25 protein-coding genes and 2 pseudogenes are annotated in these 22,688 nt (G+C 71.6%); 14 read left to right on the top strand and 13 right to left on the bottom strand.

Annotation, left to right across the window (positions count from 1 at the left end):
• Nucleotides 1–6: 6 nt before the first annotated feature.
• Nucleotides 7–519, bottom strand: coding sequence for a hypothetical protein (locus ACE7GA_RS27070; protein WP_376100683.1), 513 nt, complete (start codon nt 517–519; stop codon nt 7–9).
• Nucleotides 520–632: 113 nt separating this feature from the next.
• Nucleotides 633–1,019, bottom strand: a complete 387-nt coding sequence (locus tag ACE7GA_RS27065; protein ID WP_376100681.1) for a RidA family protein — start codon at nt 1,017–1,019, stop codon at nt 633–635.
• A gap of 177 nt (nt 1,020–1,196) precedes the next feature.
• On the opposite strand from ACE7GA_RS27065, the gene ACE7GA_RS27060 reads away from it, so the two are divergent.
• Both ACE7GA_RS27060 and ACE7GA_RS27055 read left to right on the top strand, forming a co-directional pair.
• Nucleotides 1,197–1,592: a hypothetical protein gene (locus tag ACE7GA_RS27060; protein ID WP_376100679.1), complete on the top strand. Its 396-nt coding sequence runs from the start codon at nt 1,197–1,199 to the stop codon at nt 1,590–1,592.
• The gene (locus ACE7GA_RS27055; RefSeq protein ID WP_376100677.1) at nt 1,589–2,011 is read left to right on the top strand and encodes a type II toxin-antitoxin system VapC family toxin; all 423 of its coding nucleotides are present in this window, start codon (nt 1,589–1,591) and stop codon (nt 2,009–2,011) included. The genes ACE7GA_RS27060 and ACE7GA_RS27055 overlap by 4 nt, the downstream gene beginning before the upstream one ends.
• A gap of 125 nt (nt 2,012–2,136) precedes the next feature.
• Here the strand turns inward: ACE7GA_RS27055 and ACE7GA_RS27050 are convergent.
• Nucleotides 2,137–2,376 (bottom strand): annotated as a pseudogene (locus ACE7GA_RS27050) (IS3 family transposase); the annotation flags it as partial.
• A 54-nt stretch (nt 2,377–2,430) separates the two neighbouring features.
• Here ACE7GA_RS27050 and ACE7GA_RS27045 point away from each other — a divergent pair.
• Complete coding sequence (locus tag ACE7GA_RS27045; protein WP_376100675.1) at nt 2,431–3,141, top strand: IS6 family transposase; 711 nt, start codon at nt 2,431–2,433, stop codon at nt 3,139–3,141.
• 563 nt (nt 3,142–3,704) lie between these two features.
• Here ACE7GA_RS27045 and ubiA read toward each other — a convergent pair.
• Nucleotides 3,705–4,604, bottom strand: a complete 900-nt coding sequence (gene ubiA / locus ACE7GA_RS27040) for a 4-hydroxybenzoate octaprenyltransferase (RefSeq protein WP_376101002.1) — start codon at nt 4,602–4,604, stop codon at nt 3,705–3,707.
• A gap of 348 nt (nt 4,605–4,952) precedes the next feature.
• Between ubiA and ACE7GA_RS27035 the strand changes: the two genes are divergently transcribed.
• From ACE7GA_RS27035 to ACE7GA_RS27020, 4 genes are all read left to right on the top strand, one after another.
• Nucleotides 4,953–5,192, top strand: coding sequence for a hypothetical protein (locus tag ACE7GA_RS27035; RefSeq protein WP_376100673.1), 240 nt, complete (start codon nt 4,953–4,955; stop codon nt 5,190–5,192).
• A gap of 75 nt (nt 5,193–5,267) precedes the next feature.
• Nucleotides 5,268–5,741: a hypothetical protein gene (locus ACE7GA_RS27030; RefSeq protein ID WP_376100671.1), complete on the top strand. Its 474-nt coding sequence runs from the start codon at nt 5,268–5,270 to the stop codon at nt 5,739–5,741.
• 177 nt (nt 5,742–5,918) lie between these two features.
• Nucleotides 5,919–6,446: a hypothetical protein gene (locus ACE7GA_RS27025; protein WP_376100669.1), complete on the top strand. Its 528-nt coding sequence runs from the start codon at nt 5,919–5,921 to the stop codon at nt 6,444–6,446.
• A complete protein-coding gene (locus ACE7GA_RS27020) occupies nt 6,443–6,850 on the top strand; it encodes a hypothetical protein (RefSeq protein WP_376100667.1) in 408 nt (135 codons plus the stop codon). Before ACE7GA_RS27025 ends, ACE7GA_RS27020 begins: the two co-directional genes overlap by 4 nt.
• 72 nt (nt 6,851–6,922) lie before the next feature.
• Here the strand turns inward: ACE7GA_RS27020 and ACE7GA_RS27015 are convergent, their stop codons facing one another.
• The 3 genes from ACE7GA_RS27015 to ACE7GA_RS27005 form a co-directional block, all read right to left on the bottom strand.
• Entirely contained in the window at nt 6,923–7,633 is a 711-nt protein-coding gene (locus ACE7GA_RS27015; protein ID WP_376100665.1) for an IS6 family transposase, read from the bottom strand.
• Nucleotides 7,634–7,898: 265 nt separating this feature from the next.
• Nucleotides 7,899–8,252, bottom strand: a complete 354-nt coding sequence (locus ACE7GA_RS27010; protein ID WP_376100663.1) for a MarR family transcriptional regulator — start codon at nt 8,250–8,252, stop codon at nt 7,899–7,901.
• Entirely contained in the window at nt 8,230–8,634 is a 405-nt protein-coding gene (locus ACE7GA_RS27005) for a DUF6516 family protein (protein WP_376100661.1), read from the bottom strand. The genes ACE7GA_RS27010 and ACE7GA_RS27005 overlap by 23 nt, the downstream gene beginning before the upstream one ends.
• Nucleotides 8,635–9,533: 899 nt before the next feature.
• Between ACE7GA_RS27005 and ACE7GA_RS27000 the strand changes: the two genes are divergently transcribed.
• The 6 genes and pseudogenes from ACE7GA_RS27000 (at nt 9,534) to ACE7GA_RS26975 (ending at nt 12,780) form a co-directional block, all read left to right on the top strand.
• Nucleotides 9,534–9,827 (top strand): hypothetical protein, encoded by a 294-nt coding sequence (locus tag ACE7GA_RS27000; RefSeq protein ID WP_376100659.1) that lies wholly within the window; start codon nt 9,534–9,536, stop codon nt 9,825–9,827.
• Nucleotides 9,824–10,114, top strand: coding sequence for a hypothetical protein (locus tag ACE7GA_RS26995; protein WP_376100657.1), 291 nt, complete (start codon nt 9,824–9,826; stop codon nt 10,112–10,114). Before ACE7GA_RS27000 ends, ACE7GA_RS26995 begins: the two co-directional genes overlap by 4 nt.
• Nucleotides 10,111–10,392, top strand: a pseudogene (locus ACE7GA_RS26990) (ArdC-like ssDNA-binding domain-containing protein); the annotation flags it as partial. The gene ACE7GA_RS26995 and the pseudogene ACE7GA_RS26990, both read left to right, overlap by 4 nt.
• A 221-nt stretch (nt 10,393–10,613) precedes the next feature.
• Nucleotides 10,614–11,123: a zincin-like metallopeptidase domain-containing protein gene (locus ACE7GA_RS26985; RefSeq protein WP_376100655.1), complete on the top strand. Its 510-nt coding sequence runs from the start codon at nt 10,614–10,616 to the stop codon at nt 11,121–11,123.
• Between the two features lie 217 nt (nt 11,124–11,340).
• Nucleotides 11,341–12,216, top strand: coding sequence for a toprim domain-containing protein (locus ACE7GA_RS26980; protein WP_376100653.1), 876 nt, complete (start codon nt 11,341–11,343; stop codon nt 12,214–12,216).
• A 108-nt stretch (nt 12,217–12,324) separates the two neighbouring features.
• Nucleotides 12,325–12,780 (top strand): hypothetical protein, encoded by a 456-nt coding sequence (locus ACE7GA_RS26975; RefSeq protein ID WP_376100651.1) that lies wholly within the window; start codon nt 12,325–12,327, stop codon nt 12,778–12,780.
• A gap of 298 nt (nt 12,781–13,078) precedes the next feature.
• Here the strand turns inward: ACE7GA_RS26975 and argC are convergent, their stop codons facing one another.
• The gene (gene argC / locus ACE7GA_RS26970; RefSeq protein ID WP_376100649.1) at nt 13,079–14,056 is read right to left on the bottom strand and encodes an N-acetyl-gamma-glutamyl-phosphate reductase; all 978 of its coding nucleotides are present in this window, start codon (nt 14,054–14,056) and stop codon (nt 13,079–13,081) included.
• Nucleotides 14,057–14,695: 639 nt separating this feature from the next.
• Nucleotides 14,696–15,757, bottom strand: a complete 1,062-nt coding sequence (locus ACE7GA_RS26965; protein WP_376100647.1) for an IS110 family transposase — start codon at nt 15,755–15,757, stop codon at nt 14,696–14,698.
• A 76-nt stretch (nt 15,758–15,833) separates the two neighbouring features.
• On the opposite strand from ACE7GA_RS26965, the gene ACE7GA_RS26960 reads away from it, so the two are divergent.
• A protein-coding gene (locus ACE7GA_RS26960; RefSeq protein WP_376100645.1) for an IS3 family transposase occupies nt 15,834–17,017 on the top strand; the annotation gives its coding sequence in 2 pieces (ribosomal slippage) (nt 15,834–16,098 and nt 16,098–17,017; 1,185 coding nt in all).
• 48 nt (nt 17,018–17,065) lie between these two features.
• On the opposite strand, the gene ACE7GA_RS26955 is transcribed toward ACE7GA_RS26960, so the two are convergent.
• The 4 genes from ACE7GA_RS26955 to ACE7GA_RS26940 form a co-directional block, all read right to left on the bottom strand.
• Nucleotides 17,066–18,163, bottom strand: a complete 1,098-nt coding sequence (locus tag ACE7GA_RS26955; protein WP_376100643.1) for a helix-turn-helix transcriptional regulator — start codon at nt 18,161–18,163, stop codon at nt 17,066–17,068.
• Nucleotides 18,164–18,240: 77 nt separating this feature from the next.
• Nucleotides 18,241–20,427: a molybdopterin cofactor-binding domain-containing protein gene (locus ACE7GA_RS26950; RefSeq protein ID WP_376100641.1), complete on the bottom strand. Its 2,187-nt coding sequence runs from the start codon at nt 20,425–20,427 to the stop codon at nt 18,241–18,243.
• A 1-nt stretch (nt 20,428) separates the two neighbouring features.
• The gene (locus tag ACE7GA_RS26945; RefSeq protein WP_376100639.1) at nt 20,429–20,908 is read right to left on the bottom strand and encodes a (2Fe-2S)-binding protein; all 480 of its coding nucleotides are present in this window, start codon (nt 20,906–20,908) and stop codon (nt 20,429–20,431) included.
• Nucleotides 20,909–21,373: 465 nt separating this feature from the next.
• The gene (locus ACE7GA_RS26940; protein WP_376100998.1) at nt 21,374–22,684 is read right to left on the bottom strand and encodes a CaiB/BaiF CoA transferase family protein; all 1,311 of its coding nucleotides are present in this window, start codon (nt 22,682–22,684) and stop codon (nt 21,374–21,376) included.
• Nucleotides 22,685–22,688 lie beyond the last annotated feature (4 nt).

The raw sequence follows: 22,688 nt of genomic DNA, 5'->3' as shown, positions 1-22,688 counted from the left end.
GCCTGGTCAGCCGGCCGGAAGACTGCGCGCCAGGTGCAAGATGCGCCGGGCCGTCCGTCCCACGGGCGGGTAGGCGTTGCGCAGGGTAGCCGTCGCGAAAGGCCGGCGGTGACAGCCCTTGGAACGCATGACCCGAACGCGGTCCTTCTCGGCCGGAGACAGCGTCCGTCCGCCGCGTCCTCGCAGCGTCATTGCCAGCGGTGCATCCAGGTTCACGATGGTGAGGAACCTTCGCGCCGTGCCCTGTGCGGCCCGCAGGCGCCGGAATCCGTCGGCCTCCAAGGGGTAGGCGATGACGAGCCAGCGGAAGCGTCCCCGGCGTGCCACCGCGCGGAGCAGCGCATCGAGCGCCATGCGCCAGCGCACGGGGTTCGGCAGGTGCCGCGGACCGGCCAGGTCATCCCCGTCCAGGAACCGCGAGCCGGGGAGAAGTCGGGCAAGCGCCCCTCCCACGGCACTCTTGCCCGATCCTACCCCGCCATTGAGCCAGATGACCCGCACCGCCCCCCCAACGCCCACGGACCCCTCCAATCTACCCGTCGGCCATCCCGTGCGGCAGTTCCGTGGCCGGTTCGGCATCCGCTTCGGTGAAGGAGCGGACCGTGAGCAGGCTCAGGACCACATGGCCGACATCACGGGTCACCGCGCCCCGCGCTCGGCAGTGCGGCGACGGCCTCGATCTCGATTCGAAAGCCCGGGTTGGCGAGAGCCGCGACGACCATCACGGTGACAGCGGGTGGGCTGGCCCCGCGCCAGCGTGCCTGCCGCGCCTCGACGAGTGCCGGCAAGTCGGCCGCGTCGGTCAGGAGGTAGGTGATCTTGACGAGGTGGGCGGGCGTGCCCCCCGCCGTGTGCAGCAGGGCTTCAACATTCGCCATCGCCGCTTCGCACTGCGCGGCGAAGCCTTCGGCAGGGGCGCCATCGGGTCGCACACCGACCTGGCCGGAGAGGAAGAGGAGGCGCTCTCCAGGCGCAACCTCCACGGCGTGGGCGTAGATGCTCCGGAAGCGCTCCGGCACGTCCCAGATCGCCGGAGATGCTGTGCCGTCCGGTTCAGGAAATGTGAACGGGTGTGGTCAGGCCCTCGCGGCTGCTCAGTTCGTATACCCGAAGCGTTGCCAGCAATGCTATCATCCTCAATATCATGCAAACTGCTTCATCGCTATCAGCGAAGCCTAGCCGGAGACGACCCTCCCGTGCCAGCACCGTCCTCGACCGGATCGCCCTCCCCCTCCGGAGCGGTCACCATCCGCGGCCTCGCCCCCGACCTGAAATCTCGCCTCCGCGTCCGCGCCGCCCACAACGCCCGCTCCATGGAGGCCGAGGCCCGCGCGATCCTTGAGGCCGCCCTCGCCGCCCCGGAGGAGGATCCGACCGATCTCGCCGCCTTCGCGCGGGGGCTTTTCGCGCCCCTCGGCGGGGTGGAATTGAACCTGCCCCCGCGCGAGCCAGCCCGCGATCCCCCGGCCTTCGAGGAGGAAAGGCCCGCACCATCGCGCGACACGCCGCCGCAGGTCGGCAAGAAGGAGGGTGGGAGGGCGGCGGTCGCCAGGCGGACGATGCCTTCGAAGGCCATGGTACGCCGCCGGTGATCGTCCTCGACACGAACGTGCTCTCGGAACTCGCCCGGCCGGAGCCCGATCCTGCCGTCCTCGCCTGGGTCGCGCGCCAGCGCCGGGCCGATCTTTGCACCACCGCGGTGAGCGAGGCCGAACTCGCCTACGGGCTCGCGCTCCTGCCGAAGGGGCGCCGCCGCGACCTCCTGGAGAATGCGGTCGCCCGCCTCCTCGGCGAGGGACTCGGCGGACGGGTGCTGCCCTTCGACCGCGCCGCGGCGACCGCCTATGGTCCCTTCGTCGGCGCCCGGCGTGCGGCAGGGCGGCCGGTTGCGACGGCCGACGCCCAGATAGCTTCCATCGCACGCGCCAAGGGGGCCGCGCTCATCGCGACCCGTGACGCCGGCGGCTTCGCGGGCTGCGGCGTACCGCTCGCCGATCCCTGGACACGCTGAGAGTGGCGAGGAAAACGACGCGCTGGCGTCCCTCTTCTGCAACTCTGCGTTTGCGGGGAACAGGTGACGCTCTGGCCGGGCGATCGGCACGTGTACGGCTCATCCCCACGTGCGCGGGGAACAGGTTCAGGGCGTAGCCGGCTGCACGACCCGTCCGCGAGCCAGAGGCGTCCCCGTTTCGGCTGGCGCCGCGGCACCTTTAGGCCCTCGCGTCGCCAGATCCACTCGACCCGTTTGTGGCTCGTAGCCCAGCCCGCATCACGAAGGAGCGCCGTGATTCGCCGGTAGCCATAGCGCCCGTACTGCCGCGCGAGCTCGACGATGTCGGCCGTGAGCGCCGCCTCGTCATCGCGACCTCGCGGGCATTGCCACGTTGATGACCGGTGGCCGGAACGAGGCGGCTGGGCCAAGCTGGCCGGATGTCGCCAGAGCCCGCCACCTATCCCGGCTACCGCTTCCCGGCAGAGGTCATCCGGCACGCGGTGTGGCTCTACCACCTCTTCAGCCTCAGCCTGCGTGACATCGAGCTGATCCTCGCGGAGCGGGGCATCACCGTCACGCACGAGAGCATCCGCCGCTGGGTTCTGCGGTTCGGGAGTGAATTCGCGGGGAAGCTACGCAAGCGGCGGCCGCGGCCGGGCGACACCTGGCACTTGGATGAGGTCTTCCTGAGGATCAACGGCGAGCTGCACTACCTATGGCGTGCGGTGGACGAGCACGGTGTGGTGCTCGACCTTCTCGTCCAGGCGCGCAGGGATGCGAGTGCAGCCAAGCGGTTCTTCAAGCGGCTGCTGGTCGGGCTGAAGGACAAGCCGAAGCGCCTCGTGACCGACGGTCTGCGCGGCTACGGGGTCGCGCATCGCGAGGTGATGCCGCAGGTTCGGCATCGGGTTAGCCGGTATCTCAACGACCGCGCCAAGAACTCGCACCGACCGACGCGCCGCCGAGAGCGGCAGATGCAGCGCTTCAAGTCGCCGCGGCAAGCGCAACGCTTCCTCTCGGCTCAGGCGATGATCTACGGCCACTTCCGGCCGCGACGTCATCTGATGACCGCTGCCCAGCACCGCCGCGCTCGTGCCAAGGCCTTCCGGATCTGGCAGCAGGAGATCTGCGCCCAGATGGCGGCGTGAAGCCGTCTCGTCTATTCGCGTGTAGGCAGACGCGCCACCACGTCCAACAAGTTGCCTATTCCCCGCCGTCGTAGGGGGTGGGCTCGTCCTCCATGTGGGCGATCCAGGGAGCCGGGGTGGGGGGGCGTGAACGAAACAGGAACTCGATCGCGACCGCAGGCCGGGCTAGGTCTGGTATTCTTGTCGTCGCCAAGACTCCCACCTCTTGTGCTTCGTCCCGCGAATCGGCGGAGCATAATGGGCGGGTGGAGTGGATCAGCGCCGAGTTGACGGGTGACGGAGCGAGGAGTCATGGAGGTCGTGGGCGCGCGAGGATGAGCGACGAAGGGTTCTGTCAGCGCTCCCGCTACGGCCAGCACGTTCCCGCCAACCGCCGCCGGCTCCTTCTGAGCATCGACGTGTTCGCACACAACCAGCGCGCGATCGAATTCTACATTCGTGGCGGCTTTCAGCCCGAGACGATCCGGCTGGTGAACCCTTGTAGCCACCAGCGGGCAAAGCGGGCGGGCTCGGCTCGCGACAGGCGGGGCGGGCGGGTGCGGCTTCGCACCCGCCGCAGCCTCCTAAAAGTGTCCGGCGAGCAGCGCGAGGCCGAGCAGAAGTCCTGCCTCGCGGTTGAGGCGGAACAAACGCAGGCATCCTGCCGGATCGTCGATGTCGAGCTGCACGACCTGATAGGCAAAGACGAGGGCCGCTGGCAGCAACAGCGTCAGCGCCCACCAGGGATAGGTAGCCAGCACCATAGCCGTACCCGCCAAAAGCACGGTCCCTGCGTAGCAGAACGCGAGGAATGGCCGCGTGCGCTGCCCGAACAAGCGGGCGGTGGAGCGGACGCCGGCAGCGGCATCGTCCTCGCGATCCTGGTGGGCGTACACCGTGTCGAAGCCGAGGTCCCAGGCGATCGCCCCGGCGTAGAGAGCCACACAGGCCCAATCGATCCGACCGGCCGCGGCGGCGTAGCCGAGCGGCGCGCCGAAGCCGAAAGCGAACCCCATCACAAGCTGCGGCCACCACGTCACCCGTTTCGCCAACGGGTAGAGCGTCACCAACGCGAGGGACCCGACGCCGAGCGCCTGGGCAAGCGGATTGAGTTGCAGCAGCACCAGGAGCCCGGCCGTCAGGAGCAGCGCCAGGAGCGCCAGCGCCTGGGCCATCCCAAGCGCGCCGGACGCAAGCGGTCGCCCCGCGGTGCGGACAACGAGCCGGTCGAGGTCGCGGTCCCACATGTCGTTCACGACGCACCCGGCCGTGCGCATCGCCACCGCGCCAACGGCGAACAGGGTGCTGAGCCACACCGTCTCCGGCCACGGGGCTTGGGCGAGCAAGATGCCCCAGAGCCCTGGCAGAAGGAGCAGCCAGATCCCGATGGGCCGGTCGAGGCGTGCGAGCAGAACGTAGGGCCGAAGGCCACGGGGCAGCCGGGCCACCCATCCGTCAGCCGCGATATCGGTATGGCCTGTCATGGGCGCATGCTCGCCGGTCTGCGCTGCTTCCCGCAACTTCCCCTTGGACCTTATCCTCGGCCAGCACCGCGGCTTGGACGAAAGCCCGGCCGATGCGGCGGCACCATCCGAACATAAGGCGCGCGCCTGGTGCACGGCGAGATGGCGCAGAAGGCGGGCCAGGTAGAGGGCCGCCGTCAGGACGGCGCCGATCGCCATGCCGCACCAAAGTCCTTCCATTGCATGCAGAAGCCCCCCGCTGCGACCCTTCCCGCCCCTATTTGGCTGTCGCGTCAGACTTCCGCCCTAGCCATTGCCCGCCGAGACGAGGCCGTCCGGCGCGAGAGACCACCGGAGGAGATCCGGCAGGTGGTCCTGTCCGCCATCCTCGGCGTCCACATCGCGTTGCCCCAGACGATGATCGATGAGGCCGTTACCTGGGTGATGGACTGGCGACCTGTCCGCCTCGCGTCGCCGCCTGCCGAGCTGCTCGGCACGGGGTCACCCCGAGGTGCTCTCGCGACCCGACTTGCATCTCAGGGCGTCGTCGTTGGGGTGCTCGGCTCGTCGTCCATCGCCAGTTCATCGCTCGCGGCCGCTGCGGAGTGAGACCTCATGTCCGCAATACAGGGGCCACCGGAGGGTAGGCCCGACTCCAGGACGTCGACGCCCGGCTACGCTCCCGTGCCGCCCTTTCCGAACCTCGACGGCCTCACGCCGGAGGAGCGTGACGCTGCCGTCCGAAGACACGGCGTCGCGATGGACCTGTGGAGGCTCCAGGTGACGACGCTCACCGAACTCGCGAAGGTAGGTGCCGAGGCGTCTCGCCACGCGGTCGGCCAGGCACTCGTCGTCAATGCTGGTGGTGGCGTCGCCCTCCTCACCCTCATCGGTAATCTCGTTGGGCGGGGAGGGATGACGCTCGAGGGACTCCTGCCGCGCGTCGGGCCTGCCCTGCTCGCGTACGCGACGGGGGTGATGCTTGCCGTCCTCGTGTCGGTTTGCATCACGCTGTCGCACAACGCCGCACTCGGGCTACGCGTGACAGCGTCCAACCGGTGGCGTGGGGTGGCGGCCGTCTTGTTCGGGATGAGCCTCGGCGCCTTCGGGGTGGGCACAGCCATTGCGGCGGTCGTCTTGCTTGCGCCGGGCCGATGAGCCACCGCGCCCGAGTACGGTAAGGTAAAGCAAGAGGGGATTGGCGGCGACATACGCGACGGGTGAACCGGACATCCCCAGCGGTCCACCTTCGCCGAGCCTGTGCCGGAGGGATCCGGACGGCGCAACTTCGTGGTAGGAAAGCCCGATGGAAAAGGGCCCAACATGAGGGACGGCGTGCCATCCGACGCGGTCGGGTACGTTGCGGTCCACATCCCCTCCCGCGGCCTCTGGCAGGGGTTCTTCGCGCGCGAGGCGTACCGTGCCCGTGGCGAGGAATTGCTCCGCAAGGCGGGCGGCGTGGTCCGGGATCCCCGCGGCGAGGTCGGCGTGGCCGATGCGATGCCGGGCGTCGCGCCTGCGGACCAGGCGGCGGTGGGCGCGCTTTCCGCACTCCTCGCTCGCATGCTCGTCCTCTCTGGGGAGGCTGGCCCGTCACGCCAGGATCCCTCGGTGCTGGAGAGCGCGATCGGCGCCGCCTCCTCAGCCCTCGCCGCCGCCGCCGGGCACCCCTGGCTCCTCGTGACCGCGACGCCCGACCGTACCGGCTCGGCTTTCCACACGGAGGTGCGCCGCTTGGCTGCCGGGTCGCTCGATGAGGCACGGGAGGCGGTCGCGGCCGAGATCCAGCGCACGACGGACCTCACCGGCTTGGCTTCGAGCCTCGGAGCGGGGCTGCGTGCCGCCGAGCGCGGCCGCTCGTGACGGGGCGGACCGCCCGCTGCTTCGCCCTGCTGGCGGCCCTCCTGCTCGGAGGGGCGGCTCGGGCGGACGATGCGGCCCGCGTCTCGTCCATTCGCGATCGCGTGCTCCTGGCGGGAGACGTCCTCCGCGTCGCCCACCTTGCGGGCACCTGCAATCTCCGTGACGCCGACTGGGTCACCCGTCTTAGAGACCTCGTTGCTGCTCGGCAGGCCGTGGATGTCCGGCGCCACGCCGACGAGGTCGAGGGCGGTGAGGCGTCGCTCCGCTGGATGATGCTGGGTACCCGCCTCTACGCCACCGCCGCGGCAACGGCGGAGCACGAGCGCTACGGCCAGGCCGCCTGCCGGGAGTTGAAAAACTCGGGGGATCTGACGTCGGCCGATCGTCTTCTCGCTTCGCGTTGAGGCGCCCGCCCGGCATCGTCAAGTTGTTGGCCGTGACGCCGAACGCGCCCGCACGATGGATCGCGCGCGGGTTCACGCTGCGGTCTGGACGCATGTCTCCGCACGCCAGACCCGGAAGGCCTTGGCACGAGCGCGGCGGTGCTGGGCAGCGGTCATCAGATGACGTCGCGGCCGGAAGTGGCCGTAGATCATCGCCTGAGCCGAGAGGAAGCGTTGCGCTTGCCGCGGCGACTTGAAGCGCTGCATCTGCCGCTCTCGGCGGCGCGTCGGTCGGTGCGAGTTCTTGGCGCGGTCGTTGAGATACCGGCTAACCCGATGCCGAACCTGCGGCATCACCTCGCGATGCGCGACCCCGTAGCCGCGCAGACCGTCGGTCACGAGGCGCTTCGGCTTGTCCTTCAGCCCGACCAGCAGCCGCTTGAAGAACCGCTTGGCTGCACTCGCATCCCTGCGCGCCTGGACGAGAAGGTCGAGCACCACACCGTGCTCGTCCACCGCACGCCATAGGTAGTGCAGCTCGCCGTTGATCCTCAGGAAGACCTCATCCAAGTGCCAGGTGTCGCCCGGCCGCGGCCGCCGCTTGCGTAGCTTCCCCGCGAATTCACTCCCGAACCGCAGAACCCAGCGGCGGATGCTCTCGTGCGTGACGGTGATGCCCCGCTCCGCGAGGATCAGCTCGATGTCACGCAGGCTGAGGCTGAAGAGGTGGTAGAGCCACACCGCGTGCCGGATGACCTCTGCCGGGAAGCGGTAGCCGGGATAGGTGGCGGGCTCTGGCGACATCCGGCCAGCTTGGCCCAGCCGCCTCGTTCCGGCCAGCGGGCGACAACGTGGCAATGCCCTCGCCGCCTACGAAGCCGAATGCCGCAGTGTGGACTTGCCGGCGCAACGGTGCCCCTGAGCGGGTCCACCCGTGACCACCGCGCGCTCGTCGAGCGCGCCGACGCGGCCCAGCGCCGCCGCCGTAGCGAGGACCTCGGCTTCGGCCGAGCGGCGGCGGGGACGTTGCCGGCGCACGTTCCCCACCGACGGTTGCGGGCGATGTTCCTCATGCCGCCCCCGCGAGCGGCATCGTCTCGTAGGTACCCCGCAGCAGGTCCACCCGCACCTCGCGTGCCACCGGCACTGGCCGCACCTCTCGCCCCTCCCGCTCCAGCCGGATCAGGCCGTGCCCTGCCAACTGCTGAAGCGAGCGCGACACGTTCGGCTGCGCCCGGCCCGTGCGGGCGACGAGTTCCGCCACCGTCGCCGGCCGCTCGCGCAGCACGACGCCGAGCAGATCCAGCGCCTCGCGCGAGAGGGCCGCGAGCAACGGTGCCGCCGGGAGCGGCGAGGCCCTTACCTCCCCCCGCGCCACCGCCCGCATCTCGTCCCGCAGCTCAGACAGGCTCTTGCGTGCCATCGTCGTCCTCCGGTTCCAACTCGACGTCCTCGGCCTCGAACTCGAACGCCACGCCCTCCGTCCGGCAGGCCATCTCGACGGCGGCGAAGAAGTCGCCGATCAGCTCGTCCGCACCCCGGTAGTCGTAGGCCACCAACTCCGCGGTACAGCGGAACTGGTGCCGGTGGTCGTAGGCCTGCACGCGCGGCAGCCCGTGGGCGTTGTCGAAGCCGAGCAGCCGCGTCCGGTCCACGTCGTGCAGCGTGAACGCGTACTTGATGCCGTGCGGCCGCCCCGTCGTGACCGGGGCCTCCGCGATCCGGAAGCGGATGCTCCACCCGTTCGCGAGCCAGTAGCGGCGTCGGTCGTAGTCGAGCAGGCGGCGCATCGCCTCGTCGGGCATGACGATACATATCCCGGTTCGATATTGATTGCAATGGTGAACGGGAGAGGGACTGGGCTTGCCCCCGCTGCGAGGGGTCGGGTGCTACTCGGCCTTCGGCCTCCCGGAGCCCCCTGCGGGGTCTCCGCCCTGCGGGTGACGCCCCCTCACGCGGGGTAGCGGCCGAGGCCGTTCGCGATGTCCCGATGGGCCGATGGGCCGATGGGCCGATGGGCCGATGGGCCGATGGGCCGATGGGCCGATGGGCCGATGGGCCGATGGGCCGAGGCTGCCAGCGTGCTCGCGGGCGTCAACGGGGCCGGGGAGGGCAGTGCTGTGATCACCCCCGCCGCGCTGCGGCGCCCTGCGGGTGCGCGACCGGGGGCCGCGCAGGCGTGATCCCGGCGAGCGCAGCGCCCATGCCCCGTTGACCCCCGCTGCGCGCGCCGGCCGGGTGGCCCCGTCGGGACGAAGGGCGTCTGTAGTGTTTCGCCCCTCGCCTCCGGCGCGGGTCGAACAAAGGGCAGGTCGAGGAGGGTCGTGCTGAAGTAAAGACCGGAGAAGAAGCAAGGGGTGTATGTGGAAGGCACACCCGAGGGGCAGATGCGACTTGGCCTCGACTAGCTGGCGCGGCGCGTTGACTGCCGAAGCACGCGCTTCCGTGAAGCAGAAACTGCGCTAACCCGCTGTATTCGCTTGCTTCTTCGGCCGGTTCTGCTATCTTCCTCTTGCCGGTGAGCACACCGGCGGCCAGGGACAGGGTTGCAGCCCCGTTCCCCAGCCTCACCCAAGACATGGACACGAACCATGACCCAGGCTGACCCCCTACTGGGGCCGCGTGCAGTCGCGCGCAACTCTTCCGCATCCCCCGTCGCGCTTTGCCGGACCACGATGGCCGTGCGTGCCGAAGGAGGCCGGGGATGACCCTTCCCTTCCCGCGCCCGCTTCCCGTCCTCTCGCGCGCCCTGTCCGTCGCGGCGTCTCCCGTCGCCTCCATCACTCCCCCTCGGGGGATGCGGGTGTCCCGCACCCTCGCGGACCTCGCGTCTGCCCTCGACACCGCCCAGCGCGCCTTGCGCGATCTGGAGGAGGCCGCCCGGTGCGTCCACGGCGCCATCGCGGCCGGGCTCTTCTCCCTCGCGGGTGACGCCGCGACCGAGATCGAGACGGCCGGCTACGACCTGTTCCTCGCGGTCGGGGAGGCGGGACCGTGAACGACCTCTGGCTCGACGCGGCCGCCTCCATGGTGGAGGACGCCGTCGCGGAACTCGCCGACGTGGGGGAGCGGCTCGCCGCCCTTCCGATGCACTCGGCGCCCGCCGCCGCCCTCCGCCTCCGGGCGGGGGACCTGGAGCACCGCATCGCCGCCGCCTCCCGCGTGCTCGGCGCCTATGCCCACGCGGGCGCCCCGGGCGAGCGCGACGAGGCCGTCGACGAACCGTCGGTAATCGGAGGGTGGGAAGGCAATATCGCCACCGTCGCCGCACGGGGGGTCGCATGATCCCCACCCTGGAAGCCGCCCCGCGCCGGGGCGATGTCCGGCACCGGGTTGCCGCCGCAGCCCGGCCGAATGCCGACGAGGAGCGCGGCGACGTGTACGCGCGCGTCACCGAAACGATCGTCGCCGCGATTGAAGCGGGGATGGCGCGGGGCGCCGACTGGCGGATGCCGTGGCACCGCCGCCGCGACGCGGGCGCTGCCACCTCCATGCCGACGAACGTCGCGACGGGTGCGGCCTACCGGGGCGTCAACATCCTGGCGCGCTGGGCCGCCGCCGAGGCACGGGGCTACCCGGCCGGGCTGTGGGGCACGTATCGGCAATGGGGCGAGTTGGGCGGGGGGTCCGGAAGGGCGAGCGGGCGACGACCGTCGTGTTCTGGCGGTTTTCCGCCCCAGGCGGAGCGCCCTCGACGTCGGGTGAGTCGGAGGAGGAAGGCAGGGCAGGGGGAGCGCGTCGCGGCCCCTGGGCGCGAGCCTACGCCGTCTTCAACGCCGCCCAGGTGGACGGGGCGACGCTTCCAGCCGACACCCGCCCGTGCCTGGCCGAGGAGGCCCGCATCGCGGGAGCGGAGCGCTTCTTCCGCGCGCTCCCCGGCCTCGACCTGCGGCACGGCGGCACGGCCGCCTTCTACGCGCCCGAGGGCGACTACGTGGGGTTGCCCGCCTTCGGGGATTTCCGCACGGCGGAGGGCTACTACGCGACCCTTGCCCACGAGGTGACGCACTGGACGGGGCACCCGTCCCGGCTCGCGCGCGACCTCACCGGACGGTTCGGCTCCGGATCCTACGCGGCCGAGGAACTCGTCGCGGAACTAGGGGCGGCGTTCCTTCTCGCCTCTCTCGGTCTCGCGGCCGAGCCACGGGCCGACCACGCCCGCTACGTCGCGCGCTGGCTCGACCTGCTCCGGGGGGACCGGCGCGCGGTGTTCACGGCCGCGAGCCGGGCGCAGGCGGCGGCGGACTTCCTCTTCGCGGGGGGGACGGGTGGAACCGAGCCCGCGGATGAATAAATGGGGGGAGGGGGCGCGCCACTCGGGTGCGCCTCTCCCGCCCACAACGCGCCATCCCGCATTGCCCCCATCTCGGACGTTCAACGGTCCCGCCGTCGGCAGGCGGCGGGAGGAAACACGACCGGCCACCCAACCACGCCGCTCCCCGACGTCAACGCTGAACGAGGGCTTCTCGGCAATCGAGATTGAAGCCGCCTTCACGGAGGTGCTGCGTCGCATGGGACTGCGCGTCGAGGGGCGGCCGTTGATGGACGGCGTGCTCCATCGCGTTCGCGTGGACGGAGACCGGGGGCGGCAGCGGTCCGGGGCCTATGTCGGCCACCTCGACGCCTGGCCCGCGGGCTACGTCCGGAACCACCGCACCGGCGCGGAGGAGCGCTGGCGCGCGGACGCGCCATGCGCCCTACGGCCGGGCGAGCGTGCCGCCCTCGCCCGGGAGGCCGCAGAGGTCGCCGAGCGGCGAACCCGCGCGCGAATGGAAGGCCAGCGCCGTGCGGCACGGCTCGCGGCGCGCATTTGGGAGGCAGCAACACCCGCGGCCTCACACCCTTACCTCGCCGCGAAGGGGGTCGGGCCGCACGGCCTTCGGGTGGATCGCCAGGGTAGGCTGCTCGTGCCGGTCGCCGATATTGACGGGCGACTCTGGGGCCTCCAGCGCATCGGCCCGGACGGGTCGAAGCTCTTCCTCAAGGGAGCGCGGACCGACGGAGGGCACATGTTGCTCGGCCGGCTCGCGCCGGGCGCGCCGCTCATCGTCGCGGAGGGCTTCGCGACGGCGGCGACGCTACGCGAGGCGACGGGGCGTGCGGTCGCCGTCGCATTCAACGCGCACAACTTGGAGGCGGTCGCGCGGTCCTACCGTGTCCGCGACGCCACCCGCCATATCATCATTGCCGGGGACGACGACCGTCATCTGCCGCTTCGCCGACCGCCATTGCCGAACGTGGGACGCGAGCGGGCGGAGGCGGCCGCCGCGGCCGTCCGCGGCATCGCGGTCTTTCCAACGTTCCGGACGGGCGAATGGGGGACCGATTGGAACGATCTCTCCCTCGTGAGGCCGGCCGCAGTAGCCCACGCGATGGGGGCGCTCTGACTTAGGTATATGCGAGCAGGACGTTCGCCCAAGGCTGCCTTGGCTGGCGTTCAGTGCCAACGATCCCTCGGACACGTGCGAGATGCCCTCGGAAAGAGCACCGCTGCCATGCCGCTCTACCAGCACCGACCGCCAAACACCGACAACGAAACGACCGGGCGGCTCCGGCGTTGGCGTGAGCGGCACCGGTTCAGTGTCAGAGACCCCCGCCGACACCCGCCCCGTCTCAGCGACGCGCCTACCGCATGCACTTGGATCTGCGAGACATCTCCGGACGAAGACTTATACGAGATCAAGCCCCTTCTGCAACGACTTGAGTCCGACAAGCGCGGCACGCCCGCGCGCACGCTCGCGGAGGCTCGGATCGAGCGGATGCGCGGCGAGGGCGGCATATTCGTCGAGGCGGTCCCCCAAGGGGTAGTCTCAGGCGACAGGGACATCGTCGCGCGCCGCCGCTTCGTTCACCGCCCGAATGCGGTCGAGTTCGCCGGCGGGAATGTCGGTCTTGAGTCCATCGCCGGGGTAGGTCGGGAAGCGGTAGGCGAGGGGACCGGCATCGGGTGACCAACCCGCCCTCAACGCCGAGCTGGCGGGCGAGGGCGATCGTGACGACGGCGGTGAGGTCGCGCTGGAAGTTGGCGTCGCCGGCCGGCGGCGCCGGGCCGCGCCAGCCCGTGGCGTAGAAGGTCCAACGGTCGCGTACGAGGTCGCAGGCTCGTGCGACGACCGCCTCGGCCCGCCCGACTCTCCCCGCCGTGCCCGCGCCCGAGAAGCGCACGAAGAGCTCCGCCACGTCCGCGACCAGCAGCGTGGGCGCGGTGCGGGGCGAGAGGGCGCCACCCGGCCGTTTGCAGATAAGATCTCATGGCCAAACAGGTACGCTATCCAGCCCCGCGGTTTCTGGCAGGCCGCAGATCAGGTTCGCATTCTGCACCGCTTGGCCGGCCGCTCCCTTGCCGAGGTTGTCGACCACGCCCATCGCGATCAACAAGTTGCGCTCTGGATCGGCCGCATAGCTGACGAACGCGAGGTTCGAGCCGGTGGCCCATTTTGTCTGCGGTGGCCTGTCGGTCACGCGGACGAACGCTCGGCCGGCGTAGAAGCGCCGGGCCGCGTCCAGGCACTCGCCCGGGGTGGCGCGACCGCGGCAGTACACCGTGGCGAGGATACCGCGGGTCATCGGCACCAGGTGTGGCGTGAAAACCAAGCCGGCCGCGCTGCCGCCGCTCAGCTGCTCGATCGTCCTGACCATCTCGGGCATGTGGACGTGCTCCAGCAGACCGTAGGGCACCAGATTCTCGTTGCTCTCGGCGTAGCCGAACCTGCTGTCGGCGCCGCCCCGGCCAACACCGGATATGCCGGTCTTGGCGTCGATCACGATGTTGCCGGGCTCGATCAGCCCGTTGGCCAGCAGCGGCACCAGCGCGGTCAGCGTCGCCGCGGGGAAGCAGCCGGGGTTGGCAACGCGGGCCTGATGCTCGATCCGGGCTGGCCAGACATCGGCCAATCCGTAAGCCCAACCCTCGACGTAGCGGTGGTCCCCGCCGATATCGACGATCTTTACGTTCTTGGGGACACGTGCCAGCGCCTCGGCCGAGGTACCCGTGGGCAGGGACGCGAACAGCACGTCGAGCTTCGGCAGCGTCCCAGGATCCCACTTCTCGATCGCCAACTCGGCTAGCTTGGTTGGCACACCGGGGAAGCGGTCCCCCAATCGGCTGCCGGCGCTGCCCTCGCCCGCGGCGTAGACGAGTTCGAAAAACGGGTGGCTCGCGACTAGGCGCATCGCCTCGCCGCCGCCAAAACCGCTGATCCCGACGATGCCGACGCGAATGCTCATGGTGGTGTCCTACCGCTGGAGTAAGCGAACAAGCTCAGCGGACTCGCGCTGCCGGCACGCCGACCTCACGGTCCAGAAGGTCGGCGGGTCGTGGTTCCGCATGGGGTTCGCCTGGCAAGGGGACAAATGAAAACCCCCGGAGCTGAGGGCTGCGGGGGTTCGAGAGCGCGGGCTAGGGACCGCCCTGACTGGTGGGGCTACGAGGAAGCAAGCACCACTAGGGAGGGTCCGATTTGCGCGCAGCCACGAGGACCGTCGCTGAGGAGCAGCGTCGACGTCGGTTCGCGGTGATCAGGTGCAGGCCGCCCATGTCGCGAGGCTACGGTCGGTTCACGGGAGTGGTCGACATAGGCCGCCCACGCCGTACCATCCTGTCAGCGTATGGCCCGCCCCGTCTGCAAGTGGTTTCGACGATCCGGTCCGAGCAGTCTGCGCCAACGTATCCGGCATCGGAGCATCGCTCCCCGCCATGATGGAGCTCCGCGCACCCCGGTCCTCATAAACGCCTCGGCATGGACTGCCATTCACAGAACCAGGTTTCCGGGATGCCGGTCGACCGTCAGGCCATCACGTATTCCACCTCCCACAGACCTCGGCGGTCGCGGCGCCGATGCGGCGCCCGCGACCGATCTCCTGTTCCTACGCCGCGGCCACGGCCGCGCGCGCGTCGTAGTCCCGCCCACCCCGCAGCACCGCCCAGACGATGCGGGCGAGCTTGGCAGCGAGCGCGACCACCGCCTTGTTCTTGTGCGTCCGCCCCAGCAGACCTCGCAGCCAGGCGCCGAGCGGCGTCTCGGTCGCGGCCACCTTCGGCAGCGCCGACCGCGCGCCGTGGATGAGCTGCTTGCGGAGGTAGCCGTTGCCCCGCTTGCTGATGCCCAGGAGCTTCGGCTTGCCGCCTGTCGTTGCCTGGCGCGGCACGAGGCCGAGCCACGCCGGCACGTCGCGCGCCCGCGCGAAGGCCGGAGCACCGTCGCCGAGTGCGGACGCGAGGGCGGTCGCGTTCAGGACGCCGATGCCAGGTACGGTCGCGAGCCGGCGCGCGGCCGGGTCGGTGGCAGCGCAGGCGCGGAACTCGGCGTCGAAGGCGGCGATGCGCCGGTCCAGCTCGCGCCACTCCGCGCGCATGTCCTCCAGCAGCAGGCGGACCCGGGGCGAGATGGAAGCGGGCAGGTCGGCATCATTGTCCAGCAGCGCGTCCACCGCGGGGGTGATCTTGTGTCTTCCCTGCGGGACGGTCATGCCCCGTTCCAGCAGCAGCGCCCGGACCTGGTTGATCAGCGCCGTGCGCTCACCGACGAGGCGCTCGCGCGCCCGGTGGAGCGACTGCATGTCGAGTTGCGCCTCGGTCTTGAGGGAAACGAAGCACATCGTCGGCCGCGTCGCGGCCTCGGCGATCGCCCCGGCGTCGCGGTCGTCGTTCTTCTGCGCCTTGACGTAGGGGCGCACGTACTCCGGCGGCATCAGGCGCACGTCGTGGCCGCGTGCGGCGAGCTGACGGCCGACGTGGTGAGCTCCGCAGCAGGCCTCCATCGCGACCACGCAAGTCGGCAGCTCGGCGGCGAGGGCGATGACCGCCTCGCGCCGCATGCGGCGCCGGAGAACCACGCGTCCCGCGGCGTCGAGGGCCGCGACGCTGCAGCTGTTCTTCCCGAGGTCGATCCCGAGGACCGCAACTTCGGCACGAACAGCACGCGACATGGACAGCACTCCCCTGATCCTCCCCCAATGAAGTGGTCCGCCCTGAGGTATGTTTTTGGACCGGAGGTGGACCGAGATGGCGAGCAAGAGGCACCGGCCTGAGGAGGCCGTGGCGAAGCTGCGGCAGGTAGATTTCCTGGTGGCGCAGGGGCAGTCGGTGGCGGAGGCGATCCGCGCGATCGGGGTGACGGAGGTGACCTACTACCGCTGGCGGCGAGAGTTCGGCGGGCTGAAGTCCGACGCGGTGAAGCGGATGAAGGAGCTGGAAGCGGAGAACGCCCGGCTCCGGAAGCCCGTGGCGGATCTGACGCTCGACAAGCAGATCCTGGCGGAGGCCGCGCGGGGAAACTTCTGAGCCCCGCGCGCCGGCGCGCCTGTGTTGAGCACGTCATGGAGACGATGGGTGTTTCCGAGCGCCGCGCCTGTGCGGCGCTCGGGCAGCACCGCTCGACGCAGCGCAAGGTGCCGCGGGGCGGGGAGGACGAGGAGCGGTTGACGGCCGACATCGTCGAGCTCGCTCGGGAGTATGGCCGCTATGGCTACCGCAAGATCGCAGCCTTGCTGCGGAATGCGGGCTGGCTGGTGAACGCCAAACGGGTCGAGCGGATCTGGTGCAGGGAGGAGCTGAAGGTGCCGCGACGGCAGCCGAAACGCGCGCGCCTCTGGCTGGCCGACGGCTCCTGTGTTCGGCTGCGTCCCGAGCGGCCGAACCACGTCTGGTCCGACGACTTCGTCGCGGACCGTACCCATGACGGGCGCAAGTTCAGGCTGCTGAACGTCATCGACGAGTTCAGCCACGAGTGCCCTGCCATCAGGGTGGGGCGCAAGCTCGGGGCGGATGACGTGATCGACGTTCTGTCCGATCTCTTCATCCTGCGCGGCGTGCCCGACCACATCCGCTCAGATAACGGCCCCGAGTTCGTGGCGAAGTCGGTGCAGGGCTGGATCGCAGCAGTCGGCGCCAAGACGGCCTACATCGCCCCGGGCAGTCCATGGGAGAATGGCTACGTTGAGTCCTTCAACGCTCGGCTGCGCGACGAACTGCTGAACGGGGAGATCTTCTACAGCCTGCGCGAGGCGGAGGCGGTGATCGAAAGCTGGCGCCGGCACTACAACAGCGTACGCCCGCACGCATCATTGAAATTCAGACCGCCCGCCCCGGAAGTCGTGCTGCCCGCGTTCGCGGCCTGGCCCGCGGCTCTACGCCAACAAGCCACAGGGGCCACACATCCCGTGGCACCCAGGCCGACGCTGCACTAACATTCACCCCGGACCACCCATTGGGGGCCGATCACGGCCCGGGGGTAGTCATGACGGTCCTGTCTCCTCCGGGTTGCGGTGATGCGGCCGGGGCGGTGGCGCGGCGCGTGCGGGAGCCCGCACCCCTGTCGGCCGCACCGAACGTCCGAGCAGGGTCACTCCCGCTCTTCGGAACGCTCCGCCGGATGCGTCGGCCAGGGGAGCGTCGCGGGACACCTCCTTCATCCCGGCGCGACCGACCGCGCTGCACCTGAGCGGCTCCCCAGACCGGACGAGGGCGCGGTAGGCGCCCGGGGTCATGTTCAGCCGCGCACGGAAGGCGCGGGTGAAGTGCGCCTGGTCGGAGAAGCCGCAGACGAAACCGATGGCGGGCAGCGGGTCGTCGCCGCTCAGCAGGGTGCAGGCGTGGCGCACCTGCACCGCACGGATCACCGCGCCGAGGGTGAGCCCGTGCGACGCGAGCCGACGCTGAAGTGCGCGGGGCGACAGCCCGAGCGCCATGGCGGCGTCGTGGAGAGGCAGTTGGCGGCCCGGATCGTCGGTCAGCAGCGCGGCGACGGCGGGCGCCTCTGGGCAGTTGCCGAAGGACACTGCGGGCGCATCCAGCGGGTCCGGGAAGTCGGCGGGGCGCGCTTCCGGCACCGGCGCCACCGACCACGAGAGGCGCCACGTCGCCGTGTCGCCTGTGGCGACGCACCTCGCGGCCCCCTCCGCGTCCCAGCCTCCATCCGGCAAGGCGACGCAAACGCGGCCCACCGCGCCGGCCACGTTCCGGCAGCCCAGCGCCCGCAGCAGGCCGACATACACGCCGAGCACGAGAATATCCTCGGCGGCCGAGGGCGGCGGCCCGTCGAGGGCCACGTGGCGCAGCGCGGCGCCCGCCGCATCGAGGTGGTCGGCGATGGTCCGATGGTGGGAGTGGGCGTAGCGCTCGAGGCGCATCCACCGGCGGATCAGGTCCTCCGGGCCGCGGGCGCGGAGAAGCGCGTGCAGCATCGGCTGGAATCCCTGGCCCGTCACGGCCTCGCCGACGCAAAGGAGGGCGACCGGCCCGTGCGCCGTCATCACCGCGCCGAGGAGGTCGCGCTTCCGGCCGTGCGCCAGGAGGGGCGGGGCGGCATGAAGCACGCCGACGGGAGGCGGCACGGGCAACGCGATCCCCTGTCGCCGCAGCCCGTCAAGGACGAGGGCGAACATACCGGCCGAGGCGAAGCGCCCGGCCGTCACGCCGCGCGCTGCCCGGCCCGCCTTGCCCCGTTCGGGCGCAGCGGCAGGCGCACCAGCCGCTCCCCCGTTGCGCTCGATGCGGCGTTGGCGATAGCCGCGAGCGCGGGCCCGAGCGCCGTCTCGCCCGCTCCCCCGAACCCCGCGCCGGGCGGGGGGTCGACGAGTGCCACGTCCAGCGTCCTCGGCACGTCGAGGAGGGTCGGCAAGCGGTAGTCGGCGAAGGTCGCCGCCGCGACCGCACCCCCGGCCAGCGTCAGCTCCTCCTTCAGGGCAGAGCCGAGCGCCCAGACGAGGTTGCCCTCGGCCTGCGCGCGCACCCGGTCCGGGTCGAGCACCCGCCCGCTGTCCTGCGCGCACCACAGCCCCGTCACGGCGAGGCTGCCGCGCCCGTCGGACTCGACCTCCGCCACGACCGCGGCCCAGGAGGCGTCCTTGTAGGGCGCGCATCCGACGCCGAGTGCGCGGCCGCGCGGGAGGGTGCGACGGCCCCAACCCGCCATGTCCGCGGCGCGCCGGAGGCAGGCCGCGAGACGCGGCTCCGCCCCGAGGTGGGCGAGCCGGAATGCCACGGGGTCCGCGCCCGCCCGCATCGCCAGCGCGTCCATCGCGCCCTCGATCGCGAAAGCGTTCGGCGCGGCGCCGAGGCCGCGCCACGGCCCGGTCGGCACGGGCAGCCGCACCGCGTCGAACTCGACCCGCGCTTCCCCGATGGCGTAGGGCGGCCGCGCGCCGCGCGAGATCCCCGTGTCCCCCGTCACCGCGTTCGCCGCCCCCTGCAGCCACCCGGGCATGGCTGCGGCGCTGAAGATCACGTGCCCCGAGACGAAGGCGTGCCACCACGCGGCGATGCGCCCGTCCGGCCCGAGGCGGGCCCGGACGCGGTGCGAGGAGGGCGGGCGGTGGAACGCCTCGCGGAACTCGTCGGCGCGGGTCCACTGCACGAGAACCGGGCGCGGCGCGACCGCCCGGGCGAGGCGCGCCGCTTCGAGTTCGACGTTCGGCACGGAGCGTCCGCCGAACGCGCCGCCCATGCGGGCCGAGCGCACGACGATGTCGGACTCCCGCAGCCCGAGATGGCGGGCGAGGGTCGCACGGACGAAGAAGGCGTCCTGCGTGCCGGCCGTGACCTCCAGCCGCCGAAGGTCCGCGGACCAGCGGGCCAGGGCAGCGCGGGGCTCGATGGCGGCATGGGCGGCCATCGGCACGTCCAGGCGCATGTCCACGTCCCACGGAGCAGCGCGGCGGAGCTCGCCGTCGAGGAGCCGGTGGGGGAGGGAGGTTCTCCCGCGTCCGGCGAGGCGGGCATCCACGTCCACCGCGCGGGCGAGCTCCGCCGCACCCCATTCCGAGCCGCCCTCCCAGGCCGGTTCGGCGGCGGCGAGGGCGCGGGCCAAGGCCCCGGGGCGTTCCGCGACGAGGCCGGCCCACCCGTCGCCGGCGGCGAAGGCCGCGAAGCCCGGGACAGCGGGGGCGCCGCCCGGGACGGCGCGCCGCAGCCGCGCGCCGAGGCGCGGCGGGCGGAGCATGGCGCCGTGCAGCAGGTCTGGCGGGGCGCCGTCCGCGGCGAAGGCCGGCACGCCGAGAAGGACCGCGGCGAGTTCCGGGGCCGGGCCGGCGACTGGGGGAATGGGCAGGCCGCGCGGTCGCGCGTCGCGCACGGCGGCCGCGCCCAGCGTCACCGGCCTGCCACCCGCAAGGTCCCGCAGCGACACGGCCCCGCTGCCCGCTGCCGCGAAGCCATCGCGCGTGCGGAGGAGCTGGGCCGGAATCACCGTCAGTCGCGCCGACGCCCGGCGCGTCAGCTCCTCCCGCAGCGCGGCGGCGGCCCGCGCGAGCGGCTCGGCGAAGAGATGCAGACTCTCGCTCCCCACCGTCGCGCGGACGGGCGGCATTGCGCCGGTATCGGGAAGGCGCGCCTCGATCGCCTCGGGCGGGACCTCCATCTCCGCCGCGACGATCCGCCGCAGGGCCGCGAGCACGCCCTGTCCCATCTCCTGGCGGGGCGCCTGGAGGACGACGCGGCCGTCGGCCGCCAACCCCACCCAGCCCGCCGCCGCCTCGGTGTCGGCGGGGTCCGGACGCGGTGGGAAGACGGGAAGCACGGCGCACCCAGGAAGCGCCGGGGCGAGCGCGACGACCGCGAGGCCGCGGAGTGCGCCGCGCCGCCCCATGCGGGAGGCCACCTTAGGCTCCCCGGTCGAGGATGGCGCCGGCGCGCTCGAGGGCGATCCGGATGCGCGGTGCCGTCCCGCACCGGCAGAGGACGCCCGCCATCGCCGCCTCGGCGTCGTCCCGCCCCGGCCGGGGCCGCTCGACGAGAACCGACGCAGCCTGCGCCATCTGACCGGACTGGCAGTAGCCGCATTGGGGGACGGCCAGTTCCTCCCACGCGCGGAGCACGGCGGCGGGCGCGCCGCCCGCCGCCGCGAAACCCTCCGCGGTCGTGACGGACCGACCGGTCGCCGCAGCGGCCGGGAGGAGACAGGCGCGCTCCGCGCGGCCGTCCACGAGGACGGTGCAAGCCCCGCACAGGCCGACGCCGCAGCCGAAACGCACGCCCGCGAGGCCGAGGCGGAAGCGCAGGAACGAGAGGAGCGTCTCGTCCTGCCACCCCGCCGGCACCGTCGCCGCCCGGCCATTCACGGTCACCCGGTCCGTCGTCATCGAACGCCCCCGCATTGCCTTCGGGTGGAAGGTATGGTGCGCACCCCGACGGGTCTTGAACGATCACGACAGGACGGTCGCGACCGTCGCACGATCCCATGCGTCCATGTGCCGGCTTAACCCGCCACTCTCGTCGCGAAGTGGCCGGGGGCGACGCGTCAGAGTTGCGCAGAAACCGGAAACTGAACCGTCCCGGGTTCGCCGGAGGCTGTTTGGCTCGGGTTACGCGGCCAGGGCGGGTGCTTCCACCCTCCAGGAACTCGCGCACGCCCTCGACGCGCGCGGAGTGCCGACACCATCCGGCCGTGGGACGCGTTGGTATCCAGCTCAGGTCGCGCGCATCATGGGAGGGTACGCCTCCAGGAGCGGCGGCGAGGGATGCGGATACAGCTCGCCCCACCCGCCATCGAGGCTACCTCGTAATCCCTACGGCGTATGCCCATCCGGACGAACTCGGTTCAGCCATCACTTCGTCGTTGAACTCAAGCGTTCCGCAGGAGACGTGCCGAGCGCTTCGCCGCAAGGCGCATGAGAGCCGGCAGCAGCCATGCGCGCCCAGCCCAGACCTCGCCCCGGCCACGCGTGGGTCCATCGAGGATCGCCGAAGCCGCAGCGTCCGCCGTGATCGTCCCGGAACCGCGCCCTGCGGTCACGTCCCGCATGCGCATCAGGACAGGGGCCACAGCCCTGCCGCCGTGAGCACCTCGTCCGTGTGCTGGCCGAGCCGCGGCGCCCCGGCGCCGTGGGAATCTGCAGGGGGAAAGCCGGGCGGCCGGAGGTCGGGGTGGCTGCGGCCCAGGCCGGTCGTGGCCCAGGCCGGCGGGCCGGGTTCGCCGTCCCCCCCTCGTCCAGCGCCTCCCGCACGGTCCGCACGCGGGCGGCCATGATGCCCGCGCCGGTCAGCAGAGCCTCCCATTCCGCGGCGTCGGCGGTGGCGAGGGCAACGGCGAGTTCGGAGCGTAGTTCCGCGGCATGCGACATGCGCGCCTCGCGCGAGGCGAACCGCCCGTCAGCGGCCAGGTCGGAGCGCCTGAGGAGGCCGCAGAGCTGCGCGAATTGTGGCTGATCCTTTACGACGAGAGCAAGCCAGCCCTCCGCGGTCGGCCAGACCCCCATCGGCGCGTCGAAGCGCCGGGGCGCTCCCGCCGGGGCAATCGCCTCGTCCGCGAGCCGTGGCGCCAGGAAGGACCTCGCAGCGCCTGCCATGCTGACGTCGACGTGACGACCCCGGCCGTCGAGGTTGCGACCGAGGATGGCGAGGAGCGCCGCCTGAAACGCATAAAGGCCGGTGAGCACGTCGATGGCGACGAGGTCCATCAGCACCGGACTCCCCGCCTCGTCGCGCGTCAGGTCGAGCCAGCCGCTCGCCGCCTGGATCAACGTATCCATGGCGGGGCGCTGCGCCGCCGCGCCGACCTGCCCGAACCCAGAGATCGAGACGTAGACGAGACCGGGGTGCTTCTTCGCGAGCTCCGCATAGCCGAGGCCGAGCCGGGCCATCACGCCGGGCCGGAAGCTCTCGACGATGATGTCGCAACACGCCGCGAGCCGTGCGCCGGCATCCCGGCCCGGCAGGGTCTTCAGGTCCAGCACGATGCTCCGCTTTCCCCGGTTGTAGGTGGCGAAGTACGAGCCGTGACCGTCCAGGGCGTGTCCGATGGCGCGGCACCAGTCGCCGGCAGGGGACTCGATCTTGAGAACGTCGGCCCCGGCGAGGGCCATGAGCCGCGTGCAATGCGGGCCGGCGATCCCCATCGTCGCGTCGAAGACCCTCATTCCC

This window comes from Roseomonas sp. CCTCC AB2023176, from assembly GCF_042259275.1.
Classification (GTDB): Bacteria; Pseudomonadota; Alphaproteobacteria; order Acetobacterales; family Acetobacteraceae; genus Roseomonas.
The sequence above is the reverse complement of the archived record's forward strand: the minus strand, read 5'-3'. Positions and strand labels throughout refer to the sequence as shown.

Coding starts and splice junctions, on each gene's coding strand:
- ACE7GA_RS26945 (WP_376100639.1), bottom strand. CDS start 20,908: ATGACGACGGACCGGGTGACCGTGAATGGCCGGGCGGCGACGGTGCCG.
- argC (WP_376100649.1), bottom strand. CDS start 14,056: ATGAGCATTCGCGTCGGCATCGTCGGGATCAGCGGTTTTGGCGGCGGC.
- ACE7GA_RS27015 (WP_376100665.1), bottom strand. CDS start 7,633: ATGTCGCCAGAGCCCGCCACCTATCCCGGCTACCGCTTCCCGGCAGAG.
- ubiA (WP_376101002.1), bottom strand. CDS start 4,604: ATGACAGGCCATACCGATATCGCGGCTGACGGATGGGTGGCCCGGCTG.
- ACE7GA_RS27045 (WP_376100675.1), top strand. CDS start 2,431: ATGTCGCCAGAGCCCGCCACCTATCCCGGCTACCGCTTCCCGGCAGAG.
- ACE7GA_RS26975 (WP_376100651.1), top strand. CDS start 12,325: ATGCCGCTCTACCAGCACCGACCGCCAAACACCGACAACGAAACGACC.
- ACE7GA_RS27005 (WP_376100661.1), bottom strand. CDS start 8,634: ATGCCCGACGAGGCGATGCGCCGCCTGCTCGACTACGACCGACGCCGC.
- ACE7GA_RS26980 (WP_376100653.1), top strand. CDS start 11,341: ATGGGACTGCGCGTCGAGGGGCGGCCGTTGATGGACGGCGTGCTCCAT.
- ACE7GA_RS26940 (WP_376100998.1), bottom strand. CDS start 22,684: ATGAGGGTCTTCGACGCGACGATGGGGATCGCCGGCCCGCATTGCACG.
- ACE7GA_RS27000 (WP_376100659.1), top strand. CDS start 9,534: ATGACCCTTCCCTTCCCGCGCCCGCTTCCCGTCCTCTCGCGCGCCCTG.
- ACE7GA_RS27010 (WP_376100663.1), bottom strand. CDS start 8,252: ATGGCACGCAAGAGCCTGTCTGAGCTGCGGGACGAGATGCGGGCGGTG.
- ACE7GA_RS26965 (WP_376100647.1), bottom strand. CDS start 15,757: ATGTCGCGTGCTGTTCGTGCCGAAGTTGCGGTCCTCGGGATCGACCTC.